Annotated in this window: 24 protein-coding genes; 6 read left to right on the top strand and 18 right to left on the bottom strand. The window is 71.6% G+C overall.

Annotation, left to right across the window (positions count from 1 at the left end):
- Positions 1–11: 11 nt before the first annotated feature.
- The 9 genes from RY076_RS06935 to RY076_RS06895 all read right to left on the bottom strand — a co-directional run bounded on the left by RY076_RS06935 (position 12) and on the right by RY076_RS06895 (position 9439).
- Positions 12–779: a 3-oxoacyl-ACP reductase gene (locus RY076_RS06935; RefSeq protein ID WP_323096864.1), complete on the bottom strand. Its 768-nt coding sequence runs from the start codon at positions 777–779 to the stop codon at positions 12–14.
- Between the two features lie 65 nt (positions 780–844).
- On the bottom strand, positions 845–2218 hold the full coding sequence (locus RY076_RS06930) for an aldehyde dehydrogenase family protein (protein WP_323096863.1): 1374 nt from the start codon (positions 2216–2218) through the stop codon (positions 845–847).
- A gap of 31 nt (positions 2219–2249) precedes the next feature.
- The gene (locus RY076_RS06925; protein WP_323096862.1) at positions 2250–3617 is read right to left on the bottom strand and encodes a glutamine synthetase family protein; all 1368 of its coding nucleotides are present in this window, start codon (positions 3615–3617) and stop codon (positions 2250–2252) included.
- A 10-nt stretch (positions 3618–3627) separates the two neighbouring features.
- Positions 3628–4380 carry a FadR/GntR family transcriptional regulator gene (locus tag RY076_RS06920; RefSeq protein ID WP_323096861.1) on the bottom strand — a complete coding sequence of 251 codons (753 nt, stop codon included), beginning with the start codon at positions 4378–4380 and terminating at the stop codon, positions 3628–3630.
- Between the two features lie 10 nt (positions 4381–4390).
- Positions 4391–5995: an amino acid permease gene (locus tag RY076_RS06915; protein WP_323096860.1), complete on the bottom strand. Its 1605-nt coding sequence runs from the start codon at positions 5993–5995 to the stop codon at positions 4391–4393.
- A 100-nt stretch (positions 5996–6095) separates the two neighbouring features.
- The gene (locus RY076_RS06910; RefSeq protein ID WP_323097194.1) at positions 6096–6941 is read right to left on the bottom strand and encodes an HAD-IIB family hydrolase; all 846 of its coding nucleotides are present in this window, start codon (positions 6939–6941) and stop codon (positions 6096–6098) included.
- Positions 6942–6963: 22 nt separating this feature from the next.
- Positions 6964–8061, bottom strand: a complete 1098-nt coding sequence (locus RY076_RS06905) for a branched-chain amino acid aminotransferase (protein ID WP_323096859.1) — start codon at positions 8059–8061, stop codon at positions 6964–6966.
- 116 nt (positions 8062–8177) lie between these two features.
- Complete coding sequence (locus RY076_RS06900) at positions 8178–9242, bottom strand: 3-isopropylmalate dehydrogenase (protein ID WP_323096858.1); 1065 nt, start codon at positions 9240–9242, stop codon at positions 8178–8180.
- A gap of 116 nt (positions 9243–9358) precedes the next feature.
- A complete protein-coding gene (locus RY076_RS06895) occupies positions 9359–9439 on the bottom strand; it encodes a 3-isopropylmalate dehydrogenase (RefSeq protein WP_141821957.1) in 81 nt (26 codons plus the stop codon).
- 329 nt (positions 9440–9768) lie between these two features.
- Between RY076_RS06895 and RY076_RS06890 the strand changes: the two genes are divergently transcribed.
- Positions 9769–11085, top strand: coding sequence for an AI-2E family transporter (locus tag RY076_RS06890; protein WP_323096857.1), 1317 nt, complete (start codon positions 9769–9771; stop codon positions 11083–11085).
- Positions 11086–11123: 38 nt separating this feature from the next.
- On the opposite strand, the gene RY076_RS06885 is transcribed toward RY076_RS06890, so the two are convergent.
- From RY076_RS06885 to serA, 3 genes are all read right to left on the bottom strand, one after another.
- Positions 11124–11924, bottom strand: a complete 801-nt coding sequence (locus RY076_RS06885) for an ABC transporter permease subunit (RefSeq protein WP_323096856.1) — start codon at positions 11922–11924, stop codon at positions 11124–11126.
- Positions 11914–12822, bottom strand: a complete 909-nt coding sequence (locus tag RY076_RS06880; RefSeq protein ID WP_323096855.1) for an ABC transporter ATP-binding protein — start codon at positions 12820–12822, stop codon at positions 11914–11916. Before RY076_RS06880 ends, RY076_RS06885 begins: the two co-directional genes overlap by 11 nt.
- Positions 12823–12894: 72 nt before the next feature.
- A complete protein-coding gene (gene serA / locus RY076_RS06875; protein ID WP_323096854.1) occupies positions 12895–14478 on the bottom strand; it encodes a phosphoglycerate dehydrogenase in 1584 nt (527 codons plus the stop codon).
- Between the two features lie 279 nt (positions 14479–14757).
- On the opposite strand from serA, the gene RY076_RS06870 reads away from it, so the two are divergent.
- Positions 14758–15522 carry an SDR family oxidoreductase gene (locus RY076_RS06870; RefSeq protein WP_323096853.1) on the top strand — a complete coding sequence of 255 codons (765 nt, stop codon included), beginning with the start codon at positions 14758–14760 and terminating at the stop codon, positions 15520–15522.
- Positions 15523–15604: 82 nt separating this feature from the next.
- Here the strand turns inward: RY076_RS06870 and ilvC are convergent, their stop codons facing one another.
- The 3 genes from ilvC to RY076_RS06855 are packed head-to-tail and all read right to left on the bottom strand — an operon-like array spanning position 15605 to position 19084.
- Complete coding sequence (gene ilvC, locus RY076_RS06865) at positions 15605–16678, bottom strand: ketol-acid reductoisomerase (protein ID WP_323097193.1); 1074 nt, start codon at positions 16676–16678, stop codon at positions 15605–15607.
- Position 16679: 1 nt separating this feature from the next.
- Positions 16680–17192 carry an acetolactate synthase small subunit gene (gene ilvN / locus RY076_RS06860; RefSeq protein WP_323096852.1) on the bottom strand — a complete coding sequence of 171 codons (513 nt, stop codon included), beginning with the start codon at positions 17190–17192 and terminating at the stop codon, positions 16680–16682.
- 8 nt (positions 17193–17200) lie between these two features.
- On the bottom strand, positions 17201–19084 hold the full coding sequence (locus tag RY076_RS06855; protein WP_323096851.1) for an acetolactate synthase large subunit: 1884 nt from the start codon (positions 19082–19084) through the stop codon (positions 17201–17203).
- Between the two features lie 373 nt (positions 19085–19457).
- Here RY076_RS06855 and RY076_RS06850 point away from each other — a divergent pair, with 373 nt between their 5' ends.
- The 3 genes from RY076_RS06850 to RY076_RS06840 are packed head-to-tail and all read left to right on the top strand — an operon-like array spanning position 19458 to position 21605.
- Positions 19458–20156 (top strand): GNAT family N-acetyltransferase, encoded by a 699-nt coding sequence (locus RY076_RS06850; RefSeq protein ID WP_323096850.1) that lies wholly within the window; start codon positions 19458–19460, stop codon positions 20154–20156.
- Complete coding sequence (locus RY076_RS06845) at positions 20153–21160, top strand: GNAT family N-acetyltransferase (RefSeq protein WP_323096849.1); 1008 nt, start codon at positions 20153–20155, stop codon at positions 21158–21160. Before RY076_RS06850 ends, RY076_RS06845 begins: the two co-directional genes overlap by 4 nt.
- A 13-nt stretch (positions 21161–21173) precedes the next feature.
- Positions 21174–21605, top strand: coding sequence for an SRPBCC family protein (locus tag RY076_RS06840; protein ID WP_323096848.1), 432 nt, complete (start codon positions 21174–21176; stop codon positions 21603–21605).
- A 14-nt stretch (positions 21606–21619) separates the two neighbouring features.
- Here the strand turns inward: RY076_RS06840 and RY076_RS06835 are convergent, their stop codons facing one another.
- Positions 21620–22453: a phytanoyl-CoA dioxygenase family protein gene (locus tag RY076_RS06835; protein WP_323096846.1), complete on the bottom strand. Its 834-nt coding sequence runs from the start codon at positions 22451–22453 to the stop codon at positions 21620–21622.
- A 141-nt stretch (positions 22454–22594) separates the two neighbouring features.
- Here RY076_RS06835 and RY076_RS06830 point away from each other — a divergent pair, with 141 nt between their 5' ends.
- On the top strand, positions 22595–23395 hold the full coding sequence (locus RY076_RS06830) for a helix-turn-helix transcriptional regulator (RefSeq protein ID WP_323096845.1): 801 nt from the start codon (positions 22595–22597) through the stop codon (positions 23393–23395).
- Positions 23396–23428: 33 nt separating this feature from the next.
- Here RY076_RS06830 and ilvD read toward each other — a convergent pair whose 3' ends face one another.
- Positions 23429–25129: a dihydroxy-acid dehydratase gene (gene ilvD, locus RY076_RS06825; RefSeq protein WP_323096844.1), complete on the bottom strand. Its 1701-nt coding sequence runs from the start codon at positions 25127–25129 to the stop codon at positions 23429–23431.
- Positions 25130–25214: 85 nt separating this feature from the next.
- Positions 25215–25739, bottom strand: coding sequence for a SixA phosphatase family protein (locus RY076_RS06820; RefSeq protein WP_323096843.1), 525 nt, complete (start codon positions 25737–25739; stop codon positions 25215–25217).
- Between the last annotated feature and the right edge of the window lie 33 nt (positions 25740–25772).

Genomic DNA, 25772 nt, shown 5'->3' with positions numbered 1-25772 from the left:
TGCACCTGAGGTCAGAGCGGGGTGACGTACGCGCCGGAGATGCCGCCGTCGACGAGGAATGTCGAGGCCGTGATGAAGCTGGACTCGTCGGAGGCGAGGAAGAGCACGGCGTTGGCCATCTCCTCCGGCTCGCCGAACCGGCCCATCGGCACGTGGACGAGCCGCCGCGCAGCCCGCTCCTCGTCCGTGGCGAACAGCTCCTGCAGCAGCGGCGTGTTGACCGGCCCGGGGCACAGGGCGTTGACGCGCACGCCCTCTCGGGCGAACTGCACACCGAGCTCGCGGCTCATCGACAGCACGCCCCCCTTGCTCGCGCTGTACGAGATCTGGCTCGTCGCAGCACCCATGACCGCCACGAACGAGGCCGTGTTGATGATCGAGCCCTTCTTCTGCTCGAGCATGTAGGGCAGAGCGGCCTTGCAGCACAGGTAGACCGAGGTGAGGTTGACCTCCTGCACCCTGCGCCAGGCATCGAGGTCGGTGTCGAGGATGGAGTCGTCCTCGGGCGGGGAGATGCCGGCGTTGTTGAAGGCGATGTCGACGGATCCGTACGTGTCCTTCGCCGTGCGGAAGAGCGTGTCGACGTCCTCCTTGCTCACGACGTCGGTGCGCACGAACGTGCCGCCCACCTCCTGCGCGACGCGCGGCCCGTTGACCTCGTCGAGGTCGCCGATCACGACCTTCGCACCCTCCTCGGCGAACCGTCGCACCGTGGCCAGGCCGATGCCGGAGCACCCGCCCGTGATGACCGCGACCTTGCCGTCGAGCCTGCCTGCCATGAGTCCTCTTTCCTTGCCGTCCGGTGGTTCTCGTCGTGAGTTCAGTCGTGCGTAGGGTCGTGTCGTCAGTCGGTCGAGATGAAGACGTTCTTGACCTCGGTGAAGGGCTCGAGCGCGTCGGGGCCGAGCTCGCGGCCGATGCCGCTCTGCTTGAACCCGCCGAACGGCGTCCAGTAACGCACGCTGCTGTGGGAGTTCACCGAGAGGTTGCCCGCCTCGACGCCGCGCGCCACCCGCAGGGCGCGTCCGACGTCGCGCGTCCAGATCGACCCGGAGAGGCCGTAGGCGGTGTCGTTGGCCTTGGCCACCGCATCGGCCTCGTCGTCGAAGGGCATGACCGCCACGACCGGGCCGAACACCTCCTCCTGCCAGACACGGTCGCCGGTGGTCCGGGGCAGCACGACCGTGGGCGCGTACCAGTACCCGGCCCCGCCCGGGGCCTCGCCGCGGAAGGCCACCTCGACGCCCTCGGACGCGTCTTCGACGTACGAGCGGACGCGGGCGTGCTGGTCGGCACTGATGAGCGGACCCATCTCCGAGGCGTCGACGCTCGGGTCGGTGACGACCACCGCGCGCACGGCCGTCTCGAAGTGCTCCATGAAACGGTCGAAGACGCTGCGCTGCACGAGGATCCGGCTGCGGGCGCAGCAGTCCTGGCCAGCATTGTCGAAGACGCCGTAGGGCGCACGAGCCGCGGCGAGCTCGAGGTCGGCGTCGTCGAACACGACGTTCGCGCTCTTGCCGCCGAGCTCGAGGGTGACCCGCTTGAGCTGGTCGGCCGCGCCACGCATGATCCGCTGGCCCACCTCCGTGGAGCCGGTGAAGCAGACCTTGCGTACCTCGGGGTGGGTGACGAACCGCTCCCCCACGACCGAGCCCTTCCCCGGCACGACGGTGAAGACGCCCTCGGGCAGGCCTGCCTCGAGGGCGAGCTCGCCGAGGCGCATCGCCGTGAGCGGCGTCAGCTCGGCGGGCTTGAGCACGACGGTGTTGCCGGCCGCGAGCGCCGGCGCGAACCCCCAGCCGGCGATCGGCATCGGGAAGTTCCACGGCACGATGATCCCGACGACCCCGAGAGGCTCGCGGAAGGTCACGTCCACGCCGCCCGCGACGGGGATCTGCTGGCCGAGGTTCCGCTCCGGTGCGCCGGCATAGTAGGCGAGGACGTCACGGACGTTGCCGGCCTCCCAGCGGGCGTTGCCGATCGTGTGGCCGGCGTTCTCGACCTCGAGCCGCGCCAGCTCCTCCTGGTGCTCGCCGACGAGGTCGGAGAAGCGGCGCAACAGCCGCGCCCGGTCGCCGGGCGCCACGTCGCGCCAGGCCGGGAAGGCCGCGGCGGCGCGCGCGATCGCGGCGTCGGCGTCCTCGAGGGAGGCGAGCTCGACGGAGCGCACCACCTGCTCGGTGGCGGGGTTGATGACGTCGTGCGTCTGGGTCATGCGTTCTCGTCCTCGCGGTCGGGTGGATGGGTCAGAGGCGCTCGAAGCCGCGGCGGCGCTCCCAGTCGGTGACCGCGGCGTTGAAGGCGGTGATCTCGACGTCGGCCGCGTTGACGTAGTGCGCGACGACGTCGTCGCCGAACACCGTGCGGGCGAGCTCCGAGCGTTCGAGCAGGTCGCGCGCCTCCTGCAGCGACGAGGGCACGCGCGGCTTGTCGGAGGTGTAGGCGTTGCCCTCGAAGGTGTCTTCCAGGACGAGCTCCTGCTCGATGCCGTGGAGGCCGCCGGCGAGCATGGCGGCGACCCCGAGGTAGGGGTTCATGTCGCCGCCCGGCAGGCGGTTCTCGACGCGCATCCCGGCCCCGTGGCCGACGACGCGCAGCGAGCAGGTGCGGTTGTCGTGGCCCCACGCGACCGCGGTCGGGGCGAAGCTGCCGGGCTGGAACCGCTTGTAGGAGTTGATGTTCGGGGCGTAGAAGTAGGTGAAGTCGCGCATCGTCGCCAGGACCCCGGCGATGAAGTGGTCGAACACCGCGCTCTGCCCGTGCGCACGATCCTTGTCGGCGAAGACGATCTCGCCGTCCGTGCCCCGCAGCGACAGGTGCACGTGGCACGAGCTGCCTTCACGCTCGTCGTACTTGGCCATGAAGGTCAGCGACTGGCCGCGCCGGGCCGCGATCTCCTTGGCCGCGTTGCGGTAGATGACGTGGTTGTCGCACGTGCGCACGACCTCGTCGTAGAGGAAGGCGATCTCGTGCTGGCCGAGGTTGCACTCGCCCTTGGCCCCCTCGACGGTGGCGCCGGCCGCGTACATCTCGTTGCGGATCTCGCGCAGCAGCGGCTCGACGCGGTCGCCGCCGAGGATCGAGTAGTCGACGTTGTAGCGGTTGGCCGGCGTCATGCCGCGGTAGCCGCGGTCCCAGGCCGCGTCGAAGGAGTCCTCGAAGATGATGAACTCCAGCTCGGTGCCGCAGAACGCCCGGAAGCCCATCCCGGCCGCCTTGTCGACCTGCGCCTTGAGCACCTGCCGGGGCGACTGGCGCACCGGGCCGCTGCCGTCGAGCCAGCTGAGGTCGCACTGGATCGTCGCCGAGTGCGGCGCCCCCGGCGTGCGGCGCAGCGTCGTCAGGTCGAGGTCGAACATCATGTCGCCGTAGCCGCGCTCCCACGAGGAGATGGCGTAGCCGTCGACGGTGTTCATGTCGACGTCGACGGCGAGCAGGTAGTTGCACCCCTCGGTGCCGTCCTCGAGCACGTGGTCGAGGAAGTAGTGCCCGTGGAGGCGCTTGCCGGTGAGCCGGCCCTGCATGTCGGTGAAGGCGACGACGACGGTGTCGACCGCGCCCGCCTCGATGTCGGAGCGGAGCTGGTCGAGGGTGAGCGTCGGGGCTGCTGCCATGTGGGCTGTCCTATCCGATGAGGCCGCGAAGAAGGGCGGAGGTGGCGTCGCAGTGCTCCTCCATGACGGCGCGGGCGCGTTCCGGGTCGCCGTGGAGGATCGCGGCGACCACGTCGTGGTGCTGGGCGTTGGAGTGCTCGATGTTGCGGGTCAGGACGGGGATCGAGGTCAGCATGTCGTGCAGAGCGGCCTGGGCGCGCGTCACGGCGTCGACGAGCATCGGCGAGCCGGACAGCGTCGCGATCGCCAGGTGCAGGCGCGAGTCGGCGACCCGGTGGGCCGCGGCGTCGGGAGCCTCGTCGACGTCGCGGAGGCTGTCGACCAGCCACGCGCGCTGGTCGCCGGCCAGCGGCTGCGAGGCCGCCAGCCACGCGGCGCCCGGCTCGACGACGCGCCGGAAGGTCAGCGCGTCGAGCAGGGCGGCGCCGCTCCGGGCGGGGGCGTCCTTCGGCTCCCAGGACGCCGCACGGACCGAGCCGTCGTAGGTGACCCAGGTGCCCCCGCCCCGACCGCGGCGCGTCGTGACGAGGCCCGACTCCCGCAGCGCCGCGATGGCGTCGCGCAGGGTGTTGCGGCTGATGCCGAGGCGCTCGGCCAGCTCGCGCTCCGGCGGCAGCTGCTCCCCGTCGGGGAAGACGCCGAGGCGGATCGCCCGGGCCAGCTGCTCGACCGCGTGCTCGAAGGCGTTGCCGGACGCGGGCCGCAGCACCGCGTCCGGCAGGCTCGTCGGCGCGACCTCATGGGATCCCCTGTGCTCGCTCATGCCGGTCCGTTCAGTCCAGCAGGAGCTCGTCGGCGGGCTTGGTGTCGTGGCCCGCCGGGACGTCACGCATGAAGTGGCGTCGGCCGGCGACGACCCACGAACCCAGTGCGAAGAGCCCGACGGCGAGCACCGTGATCGGCGCGAAGTTGAAGGTCGGGTCGCCGAACGTGCCCGGGGCGTACTGGGGCAGCAGGAAGAGCACGACGATGAAGCCGACCCAGACCACCGCGATCCAGCCGATCGGCGCACTCCACCGGCCGAGGTTCCACCGGCCCTGCCGGAACTCGGGGTCCAGCCGTCGCAGGAGGATCGGCGTCGCGTAGGCGATGTAGAGGCCGATGACGGCGACGGAGGTCACCGCGAAGAACGCCACCTGGTTCCACAGCGCCGGGATCGTCAGGACGAACGACAGGCCGGCGCAGAGCCAGATCGAGTTGGTCGGGGTGCCGGTTCGGGGGTTGATCCTCGCCCACAGCCGCGACCCGGGCAGCGCGTTGTCGCGCGAGAAGGCGTAGGACATGCGCGAGTTGGCCGTGACCGAGGCCATCCCGCAGAAGAACTGCGCGACGCCGCAGATGACCACGAGCGCCAGGCCGCCTCGCTCGCCGAGGGCGTCGAGGAAGATCTGCGCGGGCGGCAGTCCGTTGGCGTCGGCCGCCTTGCGCGCGGTGTCGTAGTCCTGGATCGCCGCGGTCACCGACACGAGGAGCACCGAGCCGGCGATGATCGACACCCAGACACTGCGGACGATGCCCTTGGGCGCCTCCACCGAGGCATTGCGCGTCTCCTCGGCGACGTGCGCCGACGCGTCGTAGCCGGTCAGCGTGTACTGGGCCATGAGCAGACCGACGAGGAAGGCGTAGATCGGCAGGCCGAAGAGGCCGCCCGTGCCCGCGAAGCCGGTGTTGTTGACGTAGTGCGTGAACGTCCAACCCAGCGACTGGTGCTGGATGGGCGCGACCCAGAGGGCCACGACGATGACGGCGACGCCGACGACGTGCCACCAGGCGCTGACCGAGGACAGCAGCTTGACGAGGTTGACGCCGAAGGTGTTGAGCAGGGCGTGCAGCAGCAGGATCACCGCGAAGATGACGAAGACCTGCGGCAGCTCGAGCGCGTCGCCGGTCGCGAGGGTCCACACGGCCGACCACGTCAGGGCGGCCCCGTAGTCGATCGACGCGGTGACGGCGACCTCGCCGAGGAAGTTGAACCAGCCGACGAACCAGGCCCACTCGCGCTTGTTGCGTCGGGCGAGGCGCCCGGCCCACCAGTAGAGGCCGCCCGCGGTCGGGTAGACCGAGCAGATCTCGGCCATCGCGAGCGCGACGCAGAGCACGAAGGCTCCGCAGATCAGCCAGCCCGTGTTGATGGCGAGGGGGCCGCCCGCATCCATGGCGAGGTAGTAGGTCGTGATGCAGCCGGCGAGGATCGAGATGATCGAGAACGACACGGCGAAGTTCGAGAACCCCGACATGCCACGGTGCAGCTCCTGCTTGTAGCCGAGCGACGCGAGCATGCCCTCGTCGTCGTGCTCGTCGGGGAGCTGGACCTGCTGGACCTGCTGGACCGGCGGGTCGAGTGGCGGGTCGGCGGGAGGGGACGGAGGAACGCTCATGCACTACCTCGCAAACATCAGGCGGCAGACCTTTGCCCACCGCGTCATGTGATGCGTGGCATCAAATACCCGCACGGCTCACGCCGTCAATGGTTCTGGATCAAACCTTTAGAGCCAGGACAGCCTCGAGGACCTGAGCGACGCCGTCCTCGTCGTTGGCCGGGCACTCCCGGTCGGCCGCGCGCCGCACCTGCTCGTGCCCGTTGGCCACGGCCCAGCCGACGCCGGCCCACTCGAGCATCGGCAGGTCGTTGGGCATGTCGCCGAAGGCCCACACGTCGGCGGCGTCGATGTCCAGACGGCCGGCCCAGCGCGCGAGCCCGGCGGCCTTGGTGACACCGGGAGCGTTGATCTCGGCGAGGCCGTGGGCCCCGGAGAAGTGCAGGTGCCCGCGGTCGCCGACGACCTCCTCGACGACGGCGAGGAACTCCTCGACCGGCAGGTCGGGGGCGAGCGCGAGCAGCTTGCCGACCGGCTCGGCGGCCACGTCGCGCCAGGACCCGTGCACCGCCCGGTCGGCGCCGCGGTCGCGGTGCGGGTCCGGGTAGTCGTCGGCGACGAACGGGCCGGTGGCCCGCTCGGCCGCGAACGACACCGAGGGCACGGCGCGACGCAGGTCGGCCACGACGTCGTCGACGACCTCGCCCTCGAAGCAGTGCGTCTCGAGCACCCGGCGCGTCGCGACCTCGTAGACGAACGCCCCGTTGCCGCAGATCGCGGTACCCCGCGGGCCGACGACGTGCTCGAGGTCGTGCAGCCAGCGCGGCGGCCTCGCCGTGACGAGGACGGTCTCGATGCCGGCGTCCGTGGCGGCCGCCCAGGCCGTGGCCGTGCGCCCGGACAGCGAGCCGTCGGTGCGCAGCAGCGTGCCGTCGAGATCGGACGCGACGAGACGCGGCGGCCGGGCGCCCGCGAGGTCCGGCCCCGACCGGGGCCGGCCCGTCATGGAGCCCACGGGCGCAGCCTCGTCAGACGAGACGCGTCAGCCAGCCGTGGGTGTCCTCGGTGCGGCCGTACTGGATGTCGAGGAGCTTGCTGCGGATGGCCTCGGCGTAGCGGTCCTCGTGGCCCTCGCGGCGGTGGTCGACCGACCCGCCCTCCCAGCGCAGCTCGCCGACCGGGGTGATGACGGCGGCCGTGCCGCACGCGAAGATCTCGACGATCTCTCCGCTGGCGGCGCCCTCCTTCCACTCCTCGATCGGGATGCGGCGCTCCTCGGGCGACAGGTCGAGCTCCTTGGCGATCTCGAGGATCGAGCTGCGGGTGACGCCCTCGAGGATCGTGCCGGTGAGCTCGGGGGTGATGATGCGCCCGTCCTTGGTGACGAGGAACAGGTTCATCCCGCCGAGCTCCTCGATGTAGGTGTGCGTCGAGGAGTCGAGGAACACTGCCTGGTCGCAGCCGTGCTCGATGCCCTCCAGCTGGCCGGCGAGCGAGCTCGCGTAGTTGCCGCCGCACTTGGCGGCGCCGGTGCCACCCTCCCCCGCACGCGCGTAGTCGGTGGAGATCCACAGCGTCACCGGCTTGAGGCCGCCGGAGAAGTAGGAGCCGGCGGGCGAGGCGATGACCGAGTAGGTCACCCGCTGGGCCGGGCGGACGCCGAGGAAGGCCTCGGAGGCGAACATGAAGGGGCGCAGGTAGAGGCTCTTCTCCCCCGCGTCGCCGGCCGGCACCCACTCCTGGTCGACCGCGACGAGCTGGCGCAGCGACTCGATGAAGTCGGCCTCGGGCAGCACCGGCAGCGCGAGGCGGCGGGCCGAGCGGGCGAACCGGGCCGCGTTGGCCTCCGGGCGGAACGTCCAGATCGAGCCGTCCGCGTGGCGGTAGGCCTTCATGCCCTCGAAGATCTCCTGCGCGTAGTGCAGGACGGCGGCGGCCGGGTCGAGCTGGAAGGGGCCGTAGGGCTGGATGCGGGCGTTGTCCCAACCACCCTCGGCGCTCCAGTCGACGACGGCCATGTGGTCGGTGAAGACCTTGCCGAAGCCGGGGTTCTGGAGGATCTCCGCGACGCGCTCGGGCGACGTCACGTCGTCGCGGCGCGTGACCTCGAAGGACAGCTGGGACATCTCGAACCTCCAGGGGAGCCAATCAGCAGTGATCTCTTGCAGGCTATCGCCCACATGGTGAGACGACGAAGCCGGGCCGGTCGTGCTCGTCGCACCGGCCCGGCTCGTCAGGGATGTCAGAGGCGGGCCGCCACGGCGTCGCCGACGGCGGTGGTGGAGCGTACGGTGTCGCCGCGCTGCGCGAGGTCCTCGGCGACGGCGGCCTCGATGCGGGCGGCGTCGGCGTCGAGGCCGAGGTGCGCGAGGAGCATGCCGGCCGACAGGATCGCGGCGGTCGGGTCCGCCTTGCCCTGCCCCGCGATGTCGGGGGCCGAGCCGTGCACCGGCTCGAACATGCTCGGGGTGGTGCGGGCCGGGTTGATGTTGCCCGACGCCGCGAGGCCGATGCCCCCGGCGATCGCGGCGGCGATGTCGGTGAGGATGTCGCCGAAGAGGTTGTCGGTGACGATGACGTCGAAGCGGCCCGGGTCGGTGGCCATGAAGATCGTGGCGGCGTCGACGTGCTGGTAGGCGGTCTGCACGTCGGGGAACTCCGCGCCGACCTCCTCGACGGTGCGCCGCCACAGGTGCCCGGCGTACGTGAGGACGTTGTGCTTGTGCACGAGCGTCAGGTGCTTGCGCGGGCGGGCCTGGGCCCGGGCGAACGCGTCGCGGACGACCCGCTCGACGCCGTAGCGGGTGTTGACGCTGACCTCGGTCGCTATCTCGGCGGGCGTGCCGACGCGCAGCGCGCCGCCGTTGCCGGTGTAGGGGCCCTCGGTGCCCTCGCGGACGACGACGAAGTCGATGCCGTCGGGCGCGACGCGGGCGACGTCGAGCGGGCTGGAGACACCCGGGTAGAGCTTGGCGGGGCGCAGGTTGACGTAGTGGTCGAGGGCGAAGCGCAGTGGCAGCAGGACACCGCGCTCGAGGACGCCGCTAGGGACGGTCGGGTCGCCGATGGCGCCGAGGAGGATGGCGTCGTGGCCGCGCAGCTCCTCGAGGACCGAGTCGGGCAGCGTCTCGCCGGTGGAGTGCCAGCGGCGCGCACCGAGGTCGTAGTCGGTCGTCGCGAACTTCGGACCGCTGGAGCCGGTGGCGGCGTCGAGCACCTTGAGCGCCTCGCCGACGACCTCGGGACCGATGCCGTCACCGCCGATCACGGCGATCGAGTAGGCGTCCTTGACCTGCGTCTCTCCCATGCGTCCAGCGTAGGACGCGTCTTGTGATGTGGAACGCGCGTCTCATCAAATGAACGCGACGAAGGCCCCCGCCCAATGTGGGCGGGGGCCTTCGTCGTCGTGGTCGGCGGTGGACCTCAGTCCTCCGTGTGGCCCTGGTCGCGCAGGTCCATCGACTCCTGCAGCGCCTGTCGGGCGGCCATGGCGTCATCGCTCATGGGGATCACTTCCTTCGTGCCAGTTGTCCGTGTGGTCTCAGGTGCTCGAGCCCGGGTGGGCGAGCCGTCAGCGATGGGTGCGCGGGATCTCCGCGGCGAGGTCGCTGACTACTGGGACTCGCCGCGGCTGGCAATAAGGAGTACGAGCTGCCGCGTCATGGGTTCGACGGTACGCGCGGCTACCGAGGGGTAAAGGGGGTTTCCAGCAAATGAGACGCGGCGTCCGGGATGTGTACAGGAGATCCTCCGGCGTGTGACGCACGCGACGCGAGGACGGCCCGCGCTCCGGCCTCCCGCGTTCGACGCGATCGCCGCCGTACGCTCGGCAGGTGAGCGCTGACCACGAGCCGGGGCACGAGTCGGGACACGAGCGCGGCCACGAGCGCGGACACGAGCGCGGGCACGACACGAAGCACGAGACGCCGTCCGCGGAGCACGAGACTCTGCCCGCGGGTCACTCCGTCCACGTGGCCCACGCGGTGCACCCGGAACAGCGTTTCGAGGATCGGGCCCGCTGGGTCGCGGTGACGCCGTCCAACGCCCGACGCATCGTGGCCACGGCGCTGGCCGCCCTGGTGCTGCTGTGGGTCGGGGTCACCGTCTTCCAGTCGATGAGCTCGTTCCTGTTCCTGCTCCTGCTGGCCTGGCTGCTGTCGATCGCGATGGAGCCGATCGTCCTGTGGCTCAGCCGTCGTGGCGTCAAGCGCGGCCTCGCCACCGGCCTGACGATGCTGGCCATGGTGCTCGTCTTCGTCGGCCTCGCCGAGCTCTTCGGTGCGGTCTTCGCCTCGCAGCTCTCCCAGCTCGGCACCCGCCTGCCGGAGGCCGCGGCGGCCGCGCTCGACTGGGTCAACGCGACCTTCCACACGACCTTCGATCTCTCCCAGCTGCAGCAGGCGCTGTCGCTGACGCCCGACAAGCTCGGCGAGCTCGCCGGCAAGTACGGCGGTGGCATCCTCGGGGTCTTCGGGTCGGTGCTGACGTTCGCCTTCGACCTGCTGACGATCCTCGTCTTCGCCTACTACCTCTCGGCCGACAGCCCCCGGCTGCGCCAGACCATCGGGTCCTGGCTGCCCCAGCGCTTCCAGCGCGTCTTCGTCACGGTGTGGACGATCTCGGTCGAGAAGACCGGCGGCTACGTCGTGTCCAAGCTCCTCCTCGCCACGCTCTCTTCGGTCTTCCACGCGTCGTTCTTCTGGTTCGTCGACGTGCCCTTCTGGCTGCCGCTCGGCATCTTCGCCGGCATCGTCGGCCAGTTCATCCCGACCATCGGCACCTACATCGGGGTGGCGCTGCCGGCCCTGTTCACCCTCCTCGCCAACCCGCTGAGCGCACTGTGGATCGTCATCTTCGCGACCGTGTACCAGCAGATCGAGAACTACGTCTTCACGCCGCGGATCAGCCAGCGCACCATGGACGTCCACCCGGCCGTGGCCCTCGGGGCCGTCATCGCCGGAGCCGCGATCTGGGGCCCGATCGGTGCGCTCATCGGCATCCCCATCGCGGCCGTGGCCCTCGCCATCCTCGACACGTTCAGCAAGCGCCACGAGCTGCTGCCCGAGCTCGCCGACCTCGGTGACGAGGGCGAGGAGCCCACCCCGCGCAACGACCGCGCCCCGGCGCCGAGTCGGACTGACGCGGACTGACGCGGGCTGACGCGGACTGAACCGACCCGCAGATCCGCTCAGGTCCGCACGTCGCGGCGGTCGAAAGCCCACGCCGCCACACCGACGAGCACGAGGACCGTGGCGACGGACACGAGCACGGCAGGCACCGAGACGCCCGTGCCGAGCGGGTCGTGACCCGAGTACTGGTAGAACGGCGACCACGACCGCACCGGTCGCAGCCAGTCGACCATGCCGCCGAGACCGTTGACGAGGTAGGCGACGACGGCGACGGCGACGGGCACTCCGCGGCTCAGCCCGCTGCGGCCGGTCGCTGCACCGACGGCGAGCGACAGCGAGCCGAAGACGAGCCCGAGCAGGGCCAGGTGCAGCATCGCCGCCGCCACCCGGTCCACGGGGAGGGTGAGGTCGACGAGGCGGCCCTCGACGACGAGCGCGAGCCCGAGCAGCACGGCCAGGCCGGTGGTGCCGAGGACCATCGCGGCGGTCTTGTCGACCACGATGCGCCACCGCGGCACCGGCGTCGCGAGGAGCAGGTCGAGCGTGTGCCGGTCCTCCTCCCCCGCAACGGCGCCCGACCCTGCGAGCACCCCGTAGAGGATGACGAGGATCGGGCCCATGAAGGACATCAGCTCGATCTGGATGTAGCCCACCGGCGTCGAGAGGTCGGCACCCGCCATGGCGAAGAGGTTGCGCAGCGCTTCGGGCATCTGGTCCAGGAAGCTGCTCATCGACGGCTGGCCGCGCAGGCTCGGCCAGATCGCCACGTACATGGCGACGAGGAGCACGACGCTGACGCACCAGGCGAGGTAGGAGCGCCGCTGGTCGCGCAGGGTCTTGAGCAGGACGTCACGCAGCATCGTCGCCACCCCCCGCGTAGAAGGCCATGAACGTCTCCTCGAGCTCGGCCTCGGTGCAGGAGAAGTCGACGACGTCGTGCCGGGCGACCTCCTTGAGGAGCGCGTCGAGGGCGGACTGCGGTGCGTCGCAGCGCAGCACGCCGTCCTCGGTACGGACGTCTCGCAGCCCCGGGACGGCGTCGAACGTCATGGCGGGGACGTGGCCGCCGAACTGGGCTTCGACGTGGTGGAGCGACCGCGCACGCAGCTCGTCGAGGCGTTCGACGGCGATGACCCGCCCACGGCTGAGGACGCCGATCCGCGATGCCACGCGCTGCACCTCGCTCAGCACGTGCGAGCTGAGCAGCACCGTGCCACCGCCGGCGACGTGCTCGGCGAGGAGGGCGTGGAACTCGCGCTGCACGAGGGGATCGAGCCCGCTCGACGGCTCGTCGAGGACGAGCAGCTCGGGCTCGATCATGAGCGCGAGCACGAGGGCGAGCTTCTGGCGGTTGCCGCGCGACAGCTCCCGCGCCGGACGTGTCAGGTCGAGATCGAGCCGCTCCGCAAGCTTGGTCGCCGACGCGGGAGCGCCGAGTCCGCCCAGGTGCCCGACGAAGTCGACGTGGTCGCGTCCGGTCAGCCGGTCGTAGAGCGCGATGTCGCCCGGCACGTAGCCGACCCGGCGGTGGATCGCCTCCCGCCGCGTCCACGCGTCCATGCCGAGCACCTCGACCACGCCCGTGGTCGATCGGGTCAGGCCCATGAGCAGGCGCAGCGTCGTCGTCTTGCCCGCGCCGTTGGGGCCGAGGTAGCCGAAGAGGTCGCCCTGCTCGACGACGAGGTCGACGCCGCGCAGCGCCTCGGTCCTGCCGAACCGCTTCGTCACGGCCGCGCACCGGATCACCACCGTCCCCATGAGGGCATGGTCACGCGCGGCGTGCCGCCGGCCCAGTGCCGAAGGGCCCGGACCCTGCCGGCGGACCAGTTCTCAGTCCTGCAGGTCGATGGCGGTGAACGTCTTCGCGTCGACGACGTCTGACAGCTCGGCGGCGAGGGCCGCAGGCACAGCGGAGTCGACGTTGAGCACGCCGATGGCGCGGTCCTCCTGCCGCGAGACCTGCATGCCGCCGATGTTGACGGCGGCGTCGCCGAGGATGCGACCGACGTTGCCGATGACGCCTGGCCGGTCGGTGTACTCGAAGACAAGCATGTGGTCCGAGATCGGCACCTCGAGGTCGTGGCCGTTGACACCGACGAGCTTCTCGACCTTCTTCGGGCCGGTCAGCGTGCCCGACACCGACACGACCGTGCCGTCGGCGAGGGTGCCCCGCAATGTGGTGACGTTCCGGAAGTCGCCGGAGTCGGGGTCGGTGACGAGGCGCACGACGCAGCCGCGCTGCTCCGCGAAGACGGGGGCGTTGACGTAGGTCACTGGGTCCTCGACGACGTCGGTGAACAGGCCCTTGAGGGCGACGAGCTTCCACACGTTGACGTCGTGGGCCGTGATCTCGCCGCGGACCTCGACGTCCAGCTGCGCCGGGACGCTGCCGGCGATCGCCGTGTAGATGCGACCGAGCTTCTCCACCAGAGGGATTCCCGGGCGCACCTCCTCCGCGATGAAGCCGCTGCTGATGTTGACGGCATCGGGGACGAGCTCGCCGCCGAGGGCCAGGCGCACCGACCTGGCGACCGCGATGCCCGCCTTCTCCTGCGCCTCGTCGGTCGAGGCGCCCAGGTGCGGGGTCACGACGACGGACTCGTGAGCGAAGAGCGGGGAGTCGGTGGTCGGCTCCTTCGCGAAGACGTCGAGGCCGGCACCGGCGACCCGACCCTCGGCGAGGGCACGCGCGAGGGCGGCCTCGTCGACGATGCCGCCGCGGGCCGCGTTGACGATGCGCACCGTCGGCTTGACCTTCGACAGCGCCTCCTCGCCGATGAGCCCGAGCGTCTCGGGCGTCTTGGGCAGGTGGATCGTGATGAAGTCGGAGTGCTCGAGCAGCTCGTCGAGCCCGACGAGCTGGGCACCGAGCTGTCCCGCCTTGGCGGGCGACGCGTACGGGTCGTAGGCGAGGATCTTCATGCCGAAGCCCTTGAGGCGCTCGGCGACGAGGGCCCCGATACGGCCGAGCCCGACGACGCCGACCGTCTTCTCGAACAGCTCGACGCCGGTGTAGGCGCTGCGCTTCCAGGCGCCGCCCTTGAGGGCCGCGTTGGCCGGCGCGATGTTGCGGGCCGTCGCGAGCAGGAGGCCGACGGCCAGCTCGGCGGCCGAGGTGATGTTCGACGTCGGGGCGTTGACGACCATCACCCCGGCGCGCGTGGCGGTCTGCACGTCGACGTTGTCCAGGCCGACGCCGGCGCGGGCGATGACCTTGAGGCGCCGGCCGGCGGCGATGGCCTCGGCGTCCATCTTCGTCGCCGACCGGATGAGGACGGCGTCGACCTCGGCGAGGGCGGGCAGCAGCGCGTCGCGGTCGGACCCGTCGACCGAGCGGACCTCGAAGTCGGGCCCCAGCGCCTCGATCGTGGCGGGCGACAGGTCTTCGGCGATGAGGACGACGGGCTTGCTCACGAGGGACCCTCTCGGACGTGACGGGGCCGGGCGTCCCTGCAGGGACGCGGGCCGACGGGGCACCCCGGTGTGCCGCGAGCGAGTCTAGGGACTGCGTCCTGCGTTGGCACGGGTTGTAACCAGAATGTGAACCGCAGGGTGCGCGAGCGTGGATGTCCCACGGAGTGGATGCAGGTGCCCGGATCGCGGACACCACGGAAGACCTCTCCGCTGCCGCGGCGCCGGCCGCGGAGCATCGACGCGGCGGCGGCGCCCGATGCCGACGGCTAGCGTGGACGCATGAGGCTGGTCGTGACGGGAGGGGCCGGGGACCTCGGCTCGCGCGTCGTGCGCGAGCTCGCGGGCCGGGGCGTCGAGGTCGTGTCGGCGAGCCGTCGCACGGGCGTCGACCTCGCCACCGGGCTCGGGCTCGGGGCCGTCCTGGCCGACACCGACGCCGTCGTGCACTGCGCCGACGACACCAGCGCCGGCGACGCGGTCACCGTCTACGGCACCCGCCGGCTCGCCGACGCGACGGCTGCACGCGGCATCCACCTCGTGCACGTGTCGATCGTCGGGATCGACGACCACCCGCTCCCCTACTACCGGCGCAAGCTGCGCGCCGAGCAGGGCATCACGGCGGCGGGCGGACCATCCACCGTGCTGCGCGCGACCCAGTTCCACTCCCTCGCAGCGTTCTTCGCGCGCTCGCTGACGCGCGGCCCGTTGACGTTCACCATCGGCGACATGGCGTTCCAGCCGGTCGACACCGACGCCGTCGCCGCCCGGCTCGTCGAGCTGGGCGTCGGCGCTCGTCCGGACGCGCCGACCCGGGCCCGCGACCTCGCCGGACCGGACGTGCTGGACCTGCCCGAGCTGGCGACGCTCGTGCGCCGGCACCGGGGAGCATCGCCACCGCGTGTCGTGCACCTGCCACCCGTCGGGGGGACGATGCGTGCCTTCGCGGACCGCCGCAACGTGCCGCCGCCCGGCACCGCCGACGTCGCGGGACGGCCCTTCGCCGCGTGGCTGGCCGAGCAGCCCGCCGTGCTGACCGGGCGATGACCGGCCCGTAACCGGACGGCGACGGCCGGCCACCCCACGAACGGGTGGCCGGCCGTCACGTCCGGTCCGAGGTCGCGCCGCCTCAGCGGGCCGCGCTGCCCTCGACGTAGTCGGAGTCGGTCTGCTTGACCCACGCCATGAGCTTGCGCAGCTCACGGCCGGTGGCCTCGATCGGGTGCTGGGCACCCTTCTCGCGCAAGGTCTTGAACTCCGGCGCGCCGGCGTCCTGGTCGTCGATGAAACGCTTGGCGAAGGTGCCGTTCTGGATGTCGCCGAGGACGGCCTTCATGTTCTCCTTGACGTGCGGGTCGATGACGCGCGGGCCCGACACGTAGTCGCCGTACTCGGCCGTGTCGGAGACCGACCAGCGCTGCTTGGCGATGCCGCCCTCGATCATGAGGTCGACGATGAGCTTGAGCTCGTGCAGGCACTCGAAGTAGGCGACCTCGGGCTGGTAGCCGGCCTCGACGAGGGTCTCGAAGCCGTACATGACGAGCTGGCTCGCGCCACCGCAGAGCACGGCCTGCTCACCGAAGAGGTCGGTCTCGGTCTCCTCGGTGAACGTCGTCTTGATGCCGCCGGCGCGCAGGCCGCCGATCGCCTTGCCATAGGCCTTGGCGAGGTCCCAAGCCGTGCCGGACGCGTCCTGCTCGACCGCGAGGAGCACGGGCACTCCGCGGCCGTCGACGAACTCGCGGCGCACGATGTGGCCGGGGCCCTTCGGGGCGACCATGAGGACGTCGGCGTCGGCCTCGGGCTTGATGTAGCCGAAGCGGATGTTGAAGCCGTGGCCGAAGAGCAGCGCGGCGCCGTCCTTGAGGTTCGGCTTGATGTCGTTCGCGTAGACCGTCCGCTGCACCTGGTCGGGCGTCAGGATGACGACGAGGTCGGCCTCCTTGACGGCGTCGGCCACCGAGCTGACCGGCAGGCCCTCGGCCTCGGCCTTGGCCCGGCTCTTGCTGCCCTCGGCGAGGCCGACGCGGACGTCGACGCCGGAGTCGCGCAGGTTGAGCGCGTGGGCGTGGCCCTGGCTGCCGTAGCCGATGACGGCGACCTTCTTGCCCTGGATCACGGACAGGTCGGCGTCGTCGTCGTAGAACATCTCGGCCATGGTGGCCTTCTCCTTCTGCTGGGTGTGCTTGGTGGTCTGGTGGATCTCAGGCGCTGCGCAGGCTGCGGTCGGTGATCGAGCGGCCGCCGCGGCCGACGGCGACCATCCCGGACTGGACGAGCTCCTTGATGCCGAACGGCTCGAGGACGTCGAGCAGGGCGCGGAGCTTGTCGGAGTTGCCGGTCGCCTCGACGACGACGGCGTCGGTCGTGACGTCGACGACCTTGGCCTTGAACAGGTGGATCGTGTCGATGATCTGGCTGCGGGTGGCGGCGTCGGCGCGCACCTTGACGAGGATGATCTCGCGCTGGACGGAGGCGGTGGGGTCGAGCTCGACGACCTTGAGCACCTCGATGAGCTTGTTCAGCTGCTTGGTCACCTGCTCGAGGGCCGCGCCCTCGACCTCGACGACGACGGTCATCCGCGAGATCTCGGGGATCTCGGTCGGGCCGACGGCGAGGGAGTCGATGTTGAAGCCGCGCCGGGAGAACAGGGCCGCGACGCGCGTCAGGACGCCGGGCTTGTTCTCGACGAGTACGGACAGGGTGTGCTTGCTCATGCTCGCCCTCAGTCCTCTCGCTCCCAGACCGGCGCCTCGTGGCGTGCGGCCTGGATCATGTCGTTGCTGACGCCCGCCGGGACCATCGGCCACACCATCGCGTCGCGGTGGACGATGAAGTCGATGACGACGGGACGGTCATTGGTCTCGAGCGCCTGCTTGATGACGGCGTCGACCTCCTCGGGCGTCTCGGCACGCAGGCCGAGGCAGCCGTAGGCGTCGGCGAGCTTGACGAAGTCGGGCACGCGCTGCTCGAGCGGCTGGAGGTTGGTGTTGGAGTAGCGCGCGTCGTAGAAGAGCGTCTGCCACTGGCGCACCATGCCGAGGCTGCTGTTGTTGATGATCGCGACCTTGATCGGGATGTTGTTGATGACGCAGGTCGCGAGCTCCTGGTTGGTCATCTGGAAGCAGCCGTCGCCGTCGATGGCCCACACGGTCCGCTCCGGCTCGGCGACCTTGGCGCCCATGGCCGCCGGCACCGAGAAGCCCATGGTGCCGAGGCCGCCGGAGTTGATCCACGCGTTCGGGCGCTCGTACTGGACGAACTGCGCGGCCCACATCTGGTGCTGGCCGACGCCGGCGACGTACGTGGCCTCAGGCCCGGTCAGCGCGCCGATGCGTTCGATGACGTACTGCGGCGAGAGCGTGCCGTCCTCGCTGTCGGTCCAGCCCAGCGGGAAGGTCGACTTCCACCCGGCCACGCGCTCGCGCCAGTCGGCGTAGTCCCAGGCGCCCGAGCCCTCCTCGGCCGTCGCACGGTCGAGGGTGATCTGCTCGATGAGGTCGTCGATGACCTCGCCCACGTCGCCGACGATCGGCACGTCGGCGACGCGGTTCTTGCTGATCTCGGCCGGGTCGATGTCGGCGTGGACGACCTTCGCGTCGGGGGCGAAGGTCGAGAGCTGGCCGGTGACACGGTCGTCGAAGCGGGCGCCGAGGGCGATGATGAGGTCGGACTTCTGCAGACCGGTCACCGCCGCCACCGTGCCGTGCATGCCGGGCATGCCGAGGTTGAGCGGCTCACTGTCGGGCACGGTGCCGCGGGCCATGAGGGTGGTCGTGACCGGGATCCGGGTCAGCTCGACGAGGCGGCGCAGCTGCTCGCTCGCCTTGGCCCGCACGACGCCGCCGCCGACGTAGAAGATCGGCCGCTTGGCCTGGGCGATGAGGCGAGCGGCCTCGCGGATCTGCTTGCCGTGCGGCCGCAGGACGGGCCGGTAGCCGGGCAGGTCGATCGGCGGCGGCCACGTGAAGGTCGTCGTCGCCTGGAGGGCGTCCTTGCTGATGTCGACGAGCACTGGGCCGGGCCGGCCGGTCGAGGCGACGTGGAACGCCTCGGCGATCGCCTGCGGGATCTTGGCCGGGTCGGTGACGAGGTAGTTGTGCTTGGTGATCGGCATCGTGATGCCGCGGATGTCGGCCTCCTGGAAGGCGTCGGTGCCGATGGCGCCGCTCGCGACCTGGCCGGTGATGGCGACGATCGGCACGGAGTCCATGTGCGCGTCGGCGATCGGCGTCACGAGGTTGGTGGCGCCCGGCCCGGAGGTCGCCATGCAGACCCCGACCTTGCCGGTGGCGGCCGCGTACCCCTCTGCCGCGTGGCCGGCGCCCTGCTCGTGGCGCACGAGGATGTGGCGCACCTTGTCGGAGTCGAGCATCGGGTCGTACGCCGGGAGGATCGCCCCGCCGGGGATGCCGAAGACCGTGTCGGCGCCGATGGCCTCGAGGGAGAGTACGAGCGCCTGGGCGCCGGTGACCTCGCGAACCGGGGCGGCGGGTGCGACGGGCGCGCCGGGGTCGCTGGGCCGCGCCGGGGAGGACGGCGTCGGACGGTGACGGGCCATCGAGGCCACGTCGGCGGGCGAGGGCGCCTGCTTCGTCGTGTCGCTCACGATCTCTTCCTTGTCTCGAGCACTGCGTGGTGTTGCGGTCTCTGGTGCTGCTCGTGGCCCTGTCGGCGCCTCGTCCGTCCGGTCGTGAACCTGTCCCGGCCCACAAAAAAACCCCTCGGTCCCGTGGTGGGACGGAAGGGAGCGCGCTGACCGGTGCTGCTGGTCGGCGCGCTAGGGAAGTACGAGGAGTCGGGCCACGCGTCAACCGTCCTACGCGGCCCCAGCGGTGTCAATCGGCCGTACTGGCTGTCTCAGCATGTGGCACTGTGATCTCACCCATTGTCATGAGGGCTTGACGCGTGGGGGCGTCGGCGCCGGTGACCCGCAGAAAGTCGGTTGAGGAGCGCGCGGCGCGTCTGGACACTGACGACCCATGGACACCGTCGCCGACCTCCTGCCCGCTCTCGGCCTGCGCATCACCGCCGGACCGCTCGAGCTTCGGGGCCTCGGCGACGACGACCTCGCAGCCCTCGCCGACCTCGCGGCGCGCGGCGTGCACGACCCGGCCCGGATGCCGTTCTACGTGCCGTGGACCGAGGCCCCGCCGGAGGAGCTGCGCCGGGGCCTCGTGCAGTACCACTGGCGGTGCCGCGCCGACTTCGCGCCCGAGGCCTGGCGCCTCGAGCTCGGGGCGTGGCACGAGGGGGTGCTCGTCGGGACGCAGGGGTTCGCGACGCGCGACTACCTCGTGACGCGTACCGGGGAGACGGGCTCGTGGCTGGGCCTGCCCCACCAGGGGCGCGGCATCGGCACGGCGATGCGCCGGGCGATCTGCGCCTTCGCCCTCGACCACCTCGACGCCGAGGAGGTCACCTCGGGCGCCTTCACCGACAACCCCGCCTCGCTCGCCGTGAGCCGCAAGGTCGGCTACCGGCCCAACGGCACGCGCCGCCTGCGCCGCCGTGAGGGCGAGATCGCCCTCAACCAGTCCCTCGTCCTGACGCGCGAGCACCTCGTGCGCGGCGAGCACGCCGTCGTCGTCGAGGGCCTCGAGCCCTTCCGCCGCTCGATCGGCCTCGACACCCCTCACTCCCCCGGCGCCGCCGGGACGACCGCACCGGAGACGCCATGACCGCCCACACCGACGACCAGCCCACCGACATCAACGACCTCGGCCTCGAGCACCTCGACGGCGTCACGTGGCGCCCGCTGCACCCCGACGAGGCCCGCGCCGTCTTCGAGCTGATGCGCGATGCCGAGCTGGCCGACGTCGGCACGGTCGTCATCGAGGAGGCCGACATCGTCGGCGACTGGCAGCGCCCGAGCTTCGACATCGCCCGGCAGACCGTCGGCGTCCTCGACCGTGACCGCCTCGTCGCCTACGGCGAGGTCGACCGCGGCCGGTGGGGACACGCGCACGTCCACCCCGACGCCCGGGGCCGCGGTATCGGCACGGCCCTGGCCCTGTGGTGCCAGCGGGTCTCGCGGCGCGACGGCGCCGGCCTCGTCGGCCAGCCGGTGCCCGCGGGTTCGAGCGGCGAGCACCTGCTGCAGTCACTCGGTTACACGCCGCTGTGGACCTCGTGGGTGCTGGAGATGCCGGCGGGCAAGCAGATCGAGCCGCAGGCGGTCCCCGAGGGCTACTCCGTGCGGGCCGCCGAGGGCGATGCCGACCACCGCATCGCCCACGACGTCGTCGAGGACGCCTTCCTCGAGTGGTCGCAGCGCGACCGCGAGCCCTTCGACGACTGGGCAGCCGGGACCGTGCTGCGCCCGGGTTTCGAGCCCTGGCACCTGCGGCTCATGACCGACCCGTCGGGCGTCGTCGTCGGCGTCGCCCTCCTCATGGTCAACGACGACTTCGGCTACATCGACAAGCTCGCGGTGCGCCGCGACCAGCGCGGCAAGGGCCTGGCCCGAGCCCTGCTCGTCGACGCGTTCGGTGCGGCCCGCGACCACGGCGCGACCCGCTCGGAGCTGTCGACCGACTCGCGCACCGGCGCGCTGGGCCTCTACGAGAAGGTCGGCATGGAGGTGACCTCGACGTGGCGGCACTGGGCCATCGACACGAGCGACACCGGCGACGCGAGCGCGTCCGACGCCGCCCGAGACGTCGACACCGCCACGGCGGAGTGAGCAGGATGGGGACATGCACCAGGCGACCTCGATCGACGTCGACACCGACGCTGCGCACGTGTGGGCGGTCATCACGGATGTGGAGCGGTGGCCGGAGTGGACCGAATCCGTCACGTCACTGCACCTGCTCGACCCCGCCCCGCTGCGGGTCGGCTCGCGCGCGCTGATCGAGCAGCCGCGCCTCCCGCGCACCCAGTGGACCGTGACCTCGATCGACAAGGGCCGCGAGTTCGTCTGGGAGGCAACGGGACCCGGCGTGCACACTGTCGCCCGGCACGGTGTCGAGCCGCTCGCGGCCGGACGCAGCCGGGCCACCCTCTCGATCAGCCAGGAGGGCTGGCTCGGCTCCCTCGTCGGACGCGTGTACCGCGGGCTCACCGACCGCTACCTCGCGATGGAGGCGGCCGGCCTCAAGGCGCGCTCTGAGGGCGAGTCGACGTCGTAGCGTCGACGCCGCGGTCAGGCGTCGTCATCGACGCCGCCGAGCACCGGGTTCGACTCGGACGCGGCGAGATCGCTCGGCGCGAGGCCGGGCAGCCACGTCGCGAGGTCGTTGCCCTGGGCGCCGTTGGCCGGCTCGAGCACCGGCAGCCCGTCGGCGAACCAGATGACGGTCATGACCTCGCGCATGGCCTCGGAGCTGTTGCCGAAGGCCCGGTGCACGGTCCAGCCGGAGTGGAACGACGCGTCACCCGCCTGCATCGCCACGGGCTCGTCGACCGGTGTGCCGCGCTCGGCGAGCAGCCGGTCGAAGTGCTCCTCGGACGCGTCGGAGATGCCGATGTCGCTGAGCGGGCCGTCGACGTGGCTGCCGGTCGCGAAGGCGAGGCCGCCGTGGGCCGGTGTGATGTCGACGAGCGGCATCCACATCGTGAGGCAGCGCGACCCGTCGAGCGGCCAGTACATGGCGTCCTGGTGCCACGGCGTGTACCCGCCGCCGGGCTCCTTGAAGAGCGCCTGGTCGTGGTAGAGCCGGACCCGCGGCACCCCGAGCAGGCGCGCGGCGACGCCCGCGAAGCGCGCGGCAAGGACGAAGCGGGCGACGTCCGGGTCGTGCCGCCAGAGGTTCATCACCTGCAGGAACGCCATCCCGTAGCTGTCCCGCTCGGCGAGCGGTCGCGACTCGGTGCTGAGCCGCTCCACCGCTGCCGCCACCGGGACCCGGAACGCGGCCGCCTCGTCACGCGTCGCCACCTGGGTCAGCCGGACGAAGCCGTCAGCCTGGTAGGCAGCGACCTGATCGTCTGTGACGGGGTATGCCGTGGTGAGCTCCGGCAGCGTGTCGATGGGCATCGCGGGGCCGTCCTTCGTGGATCGTGAGCGACCGGAGTGGCCGTCGATCCACCAAGCCCACCAGACCCCGTGGCCGCCCGCACGGGACGTCGTGGTCGGAGGGGTACGTTCTGGTGCCATGCGCACCCACGCAGAGGAACCATGACGGCGGCCACCGGCCGGCTCGGCGAGGTGCTCGTGGCCGGACGCATCCTCGGTGGCGGCGGTCTGCCGGCGGGCACGACCCGCCGGCACCCGACGTGGGGGCTCACGTTCGTCACCGCCGGATCGGGCCGCTACCGCGACGCCGCCCACGACGAGCCCGTCGCCGCAGGCACGCTCATCCTCGTGCACCCCGGACACCCGCACTGGTACGGCGCGGACGCGCGCGGCTGGGACGAGCACTTCGTCGTGTTCGACGGGGTCGCCTACGAGCTCGCGGCACGGCGAGGCGCCCTCACCCCCGGCCGCCCGCTCGTCCACGACCTGCCGGTGCGGCGCTGGGCGGCACGCTTCGCCTCGTTCGAGCGCCCCCGGCCCGCGACGGTCGCGGCCCGAGACGCCCAGGCCGTCGACCTGCTCGCAGCGCTCCTCGACGCGCTGGCGGTCGACGAGCAGCGCCGCCGCCGTGGTCCCGGCGCCACGGACGCGTGGCTCGCACGGTCGGTCGAGCTGCTCGGGCACGACCTCGGGGAGCCCCTCGACCTGCACGACGTCGCCGCGGCGGTCGGCGAGCCGTACGAGACGTGGCGGCGGCGGTTCCGCGTCGAGACGGGCACGAGCCCGTACGCGCACCGGGCCGCGCGCCGGCTCGCGTCCGCCACGGAGCTGCTCGTGCACACCGGCCTCGGGGTGCGCGACATCGCCGCCGCGACCGGCTACACCGACGAGCGCCACCTCATCCGGCGCTTCCGCGCCGCGACGGGGCTCACGCCGAGGGCCTTCCGCGACGCGTCCCGCTGACGCAGCCCGGGCTGCGCCAGCGGGCGTGGACGCTCAGCCGCAGACGGCGCCGCCGCTCGCGCTGCCGACGAGCTTGCGGTACTTGGCGAGGACGCCGCGGGTGTACTTCGGCTCCGGGTGCGTGACGCCCTCCGCGCGGCGACGCGCCATCTCGTCCTCGTCGACGAGGACGTCGAGCGTGCCGCTCGCGACGTCGAGGCGGATCGTGTCGCCGTCGCGGACGAAGGCGATCGGCCCCTCGTCGACGGCCTCCGGGGCCACGTGCCCGACGCAGAGCCCGGTGGTGCCCCCGGAGAAGCGCCCGTCGGTGAGGAGCAGGACGTCCTTGCCGAGGCCGGCACCCTTGATCGCGCCGGTCACGGCGAGCATCTCGCGCATGCCGGGGCCGCCCTTGGGGCCCTCGTAGCGGATGACGACGACGTCGTTCTTCTGCAGCGAGCCGGCCTCGACGGCGTCCATCGCGGCGCGCTCGCCGTCGAAGACGCGGGCCGTGCCCTCGAAGACCGACTCGTCGAACCCGGCCGACTTCACGACTGCCCCCTCGGGCGCGAGCGAGCCGGTGAGGATGGTCAGGCCGCCCGTCTTGTGGATCGGCTGGGCCATCTCGCGGATGACCCGGCCGTCGATGTGCGGCGGGTTGATCTCCTCGAGGTTCTCGGCCATCGTCTTGCCGGTCACGGTGAGGCAGTCGCCGTCGAGCAGGCCGGCCTCGAGGAGGGTCTTCATGACGACGGGGATGCCGCCGATGTGGTCGATGTCCTTCATGACGAAGCTGCCGAACGGCTTGACGTCGGCCAGGTGCGGCACCTTGGCGCCGATGCGGCGGAAGTCCTCGATGGTGAGGTCGACGTCGGCCTCGTGGGCGATGGCGAGCAGGTGGAGCACGGCGTTGGTCGAGCCGCCGAAGGCCATGACGACGGCGATGGCGTTCTCGAAGGCCGGCTTGGTCATGATGTCGCGCGCCGTGATGCCGCGGCGGAGCAGCTCGACGACGGCCTCGCCCGACTTGCGGGCGTACATGTCGCGGCGGCGGTCGGTCGCGGGCGGGGCGGCCGAGCCGGGGATCGACATGCCGATCGCCTCGGCGACGGCGGCCATGGTGTTGGCGGTGTAGAAGCCGCCGCAGGCACCCTCACCCGGGCAGATGGCCCGCTCGATGGCGTCGACGTCCTCACGCGACATGAGGCCGGCGTTGCACGCGCCGACGGCCTCGAAGGCGTCGATGATCGTGACCTCCTTCTCGGTGCCGTCGGAGAGCTTGGCGACACCCGGGAGGATCGTGCCGGCGTAGAGGAACACCGAGGCCAGGTCGAGGCGCGCCGCGGCCATGAGCATGCCGGGCAGCGACTTGTCACAGCCGGCGAGCAGCACCGAGCCGTCGAGGCGCTCGGCGTTCATGACGGTCTCGACGGAGTCGGCGATGATCTCGCGCGACACGAGGCTGAAGTGCATGCCCTCGTGGCCCATCGAGATGCCGTCGGAGACGGAGATCGTGCCGAACTCGAGCGGGTAGCCGCCGCCCGCGTGGACGCCGTCCTTGACGGCCTTGGCAAGCCGGTCGAGCGACAGGTTGCACGGCGTGATCTCGTTCCACGAGCTCGCGACGCCGATCTGCGGCTTGGCGAAGTCGTCGTCGCCGAGGCCTACCGCCCGGAGCATCCCCCGCGCCGCGGTCTTCTCGAGACCGTCGGTGACGTCGCGGCTGCGGGGCTTGATGTCAGGCGTCTGCGTCATGCTCTGCAGCATAGGACGCTGTCCGCTCCGTGGACATGGCATCTCACGTCCCGGCCACGGCCGGGCCGTGGGAGCGTCGCGCGGGTCAGGCGCGGCTCACGTGGAAGCGCGCGAGCGAGCACGAACCCGCGTCGAGGTCGGCCCACTCCCCCTGGTAGCGCAGCACCGCCAGCCCGCTCGTGGCGAACCCGGCGGCGAGCGCGTCGTGCGCCTCGCGCGACCCGTCGCCCTCGGTGAGGATGCTCGTCAGGTGCGCGGTGGTCGGGTTGTGCCCGACGACGAGGACCGTGGCGGTGTCGCCTGCGTCCTCGCGGACCGTCTCGAGGGTCTGCTCGGGGCCGCCGACGTAGATGGTGCGCCGGTACTCGACGAACTCGGTGTGGGCGCCGCCGTGGCAGGCCTCCTCCCAGGTCTGCCGGGTACGCACGGCCGTCGAGCAGATGACGAGGTCGGGCACGAGCCCTTCGGTGCGCAGCCAGGCACCGGCCGCCTTGGCGTCGCGGCGCCCCCGGTCGGTGAGCTCGCGGTCGTGGTCCGGCTTCCCGAGCACCTGCTCGGCCTTGGAGTGACGCATGAGGACGAGGGTCTTCTCGCGGGCGGCGGTGCTCATGTCCCCGAGCATGCTCCGTTCCGTCGACCTTGT

Source organism: Intrasporangium zincisolvens (genome assembly GCF_034724055.1).
In the GTDB taxonomy this organism is placed as follows: Bacteria; Actinomycetota; Actinomycetes; order Actinomycetales; family Dermatophilaceae; genus Monashia; species Monashia zincisolvens.
The sequence above is the reverse complement of the archived record's forward strand: the minus strand, read 5'-3'. Positions and strand labels throughout refer to the sequence as shown.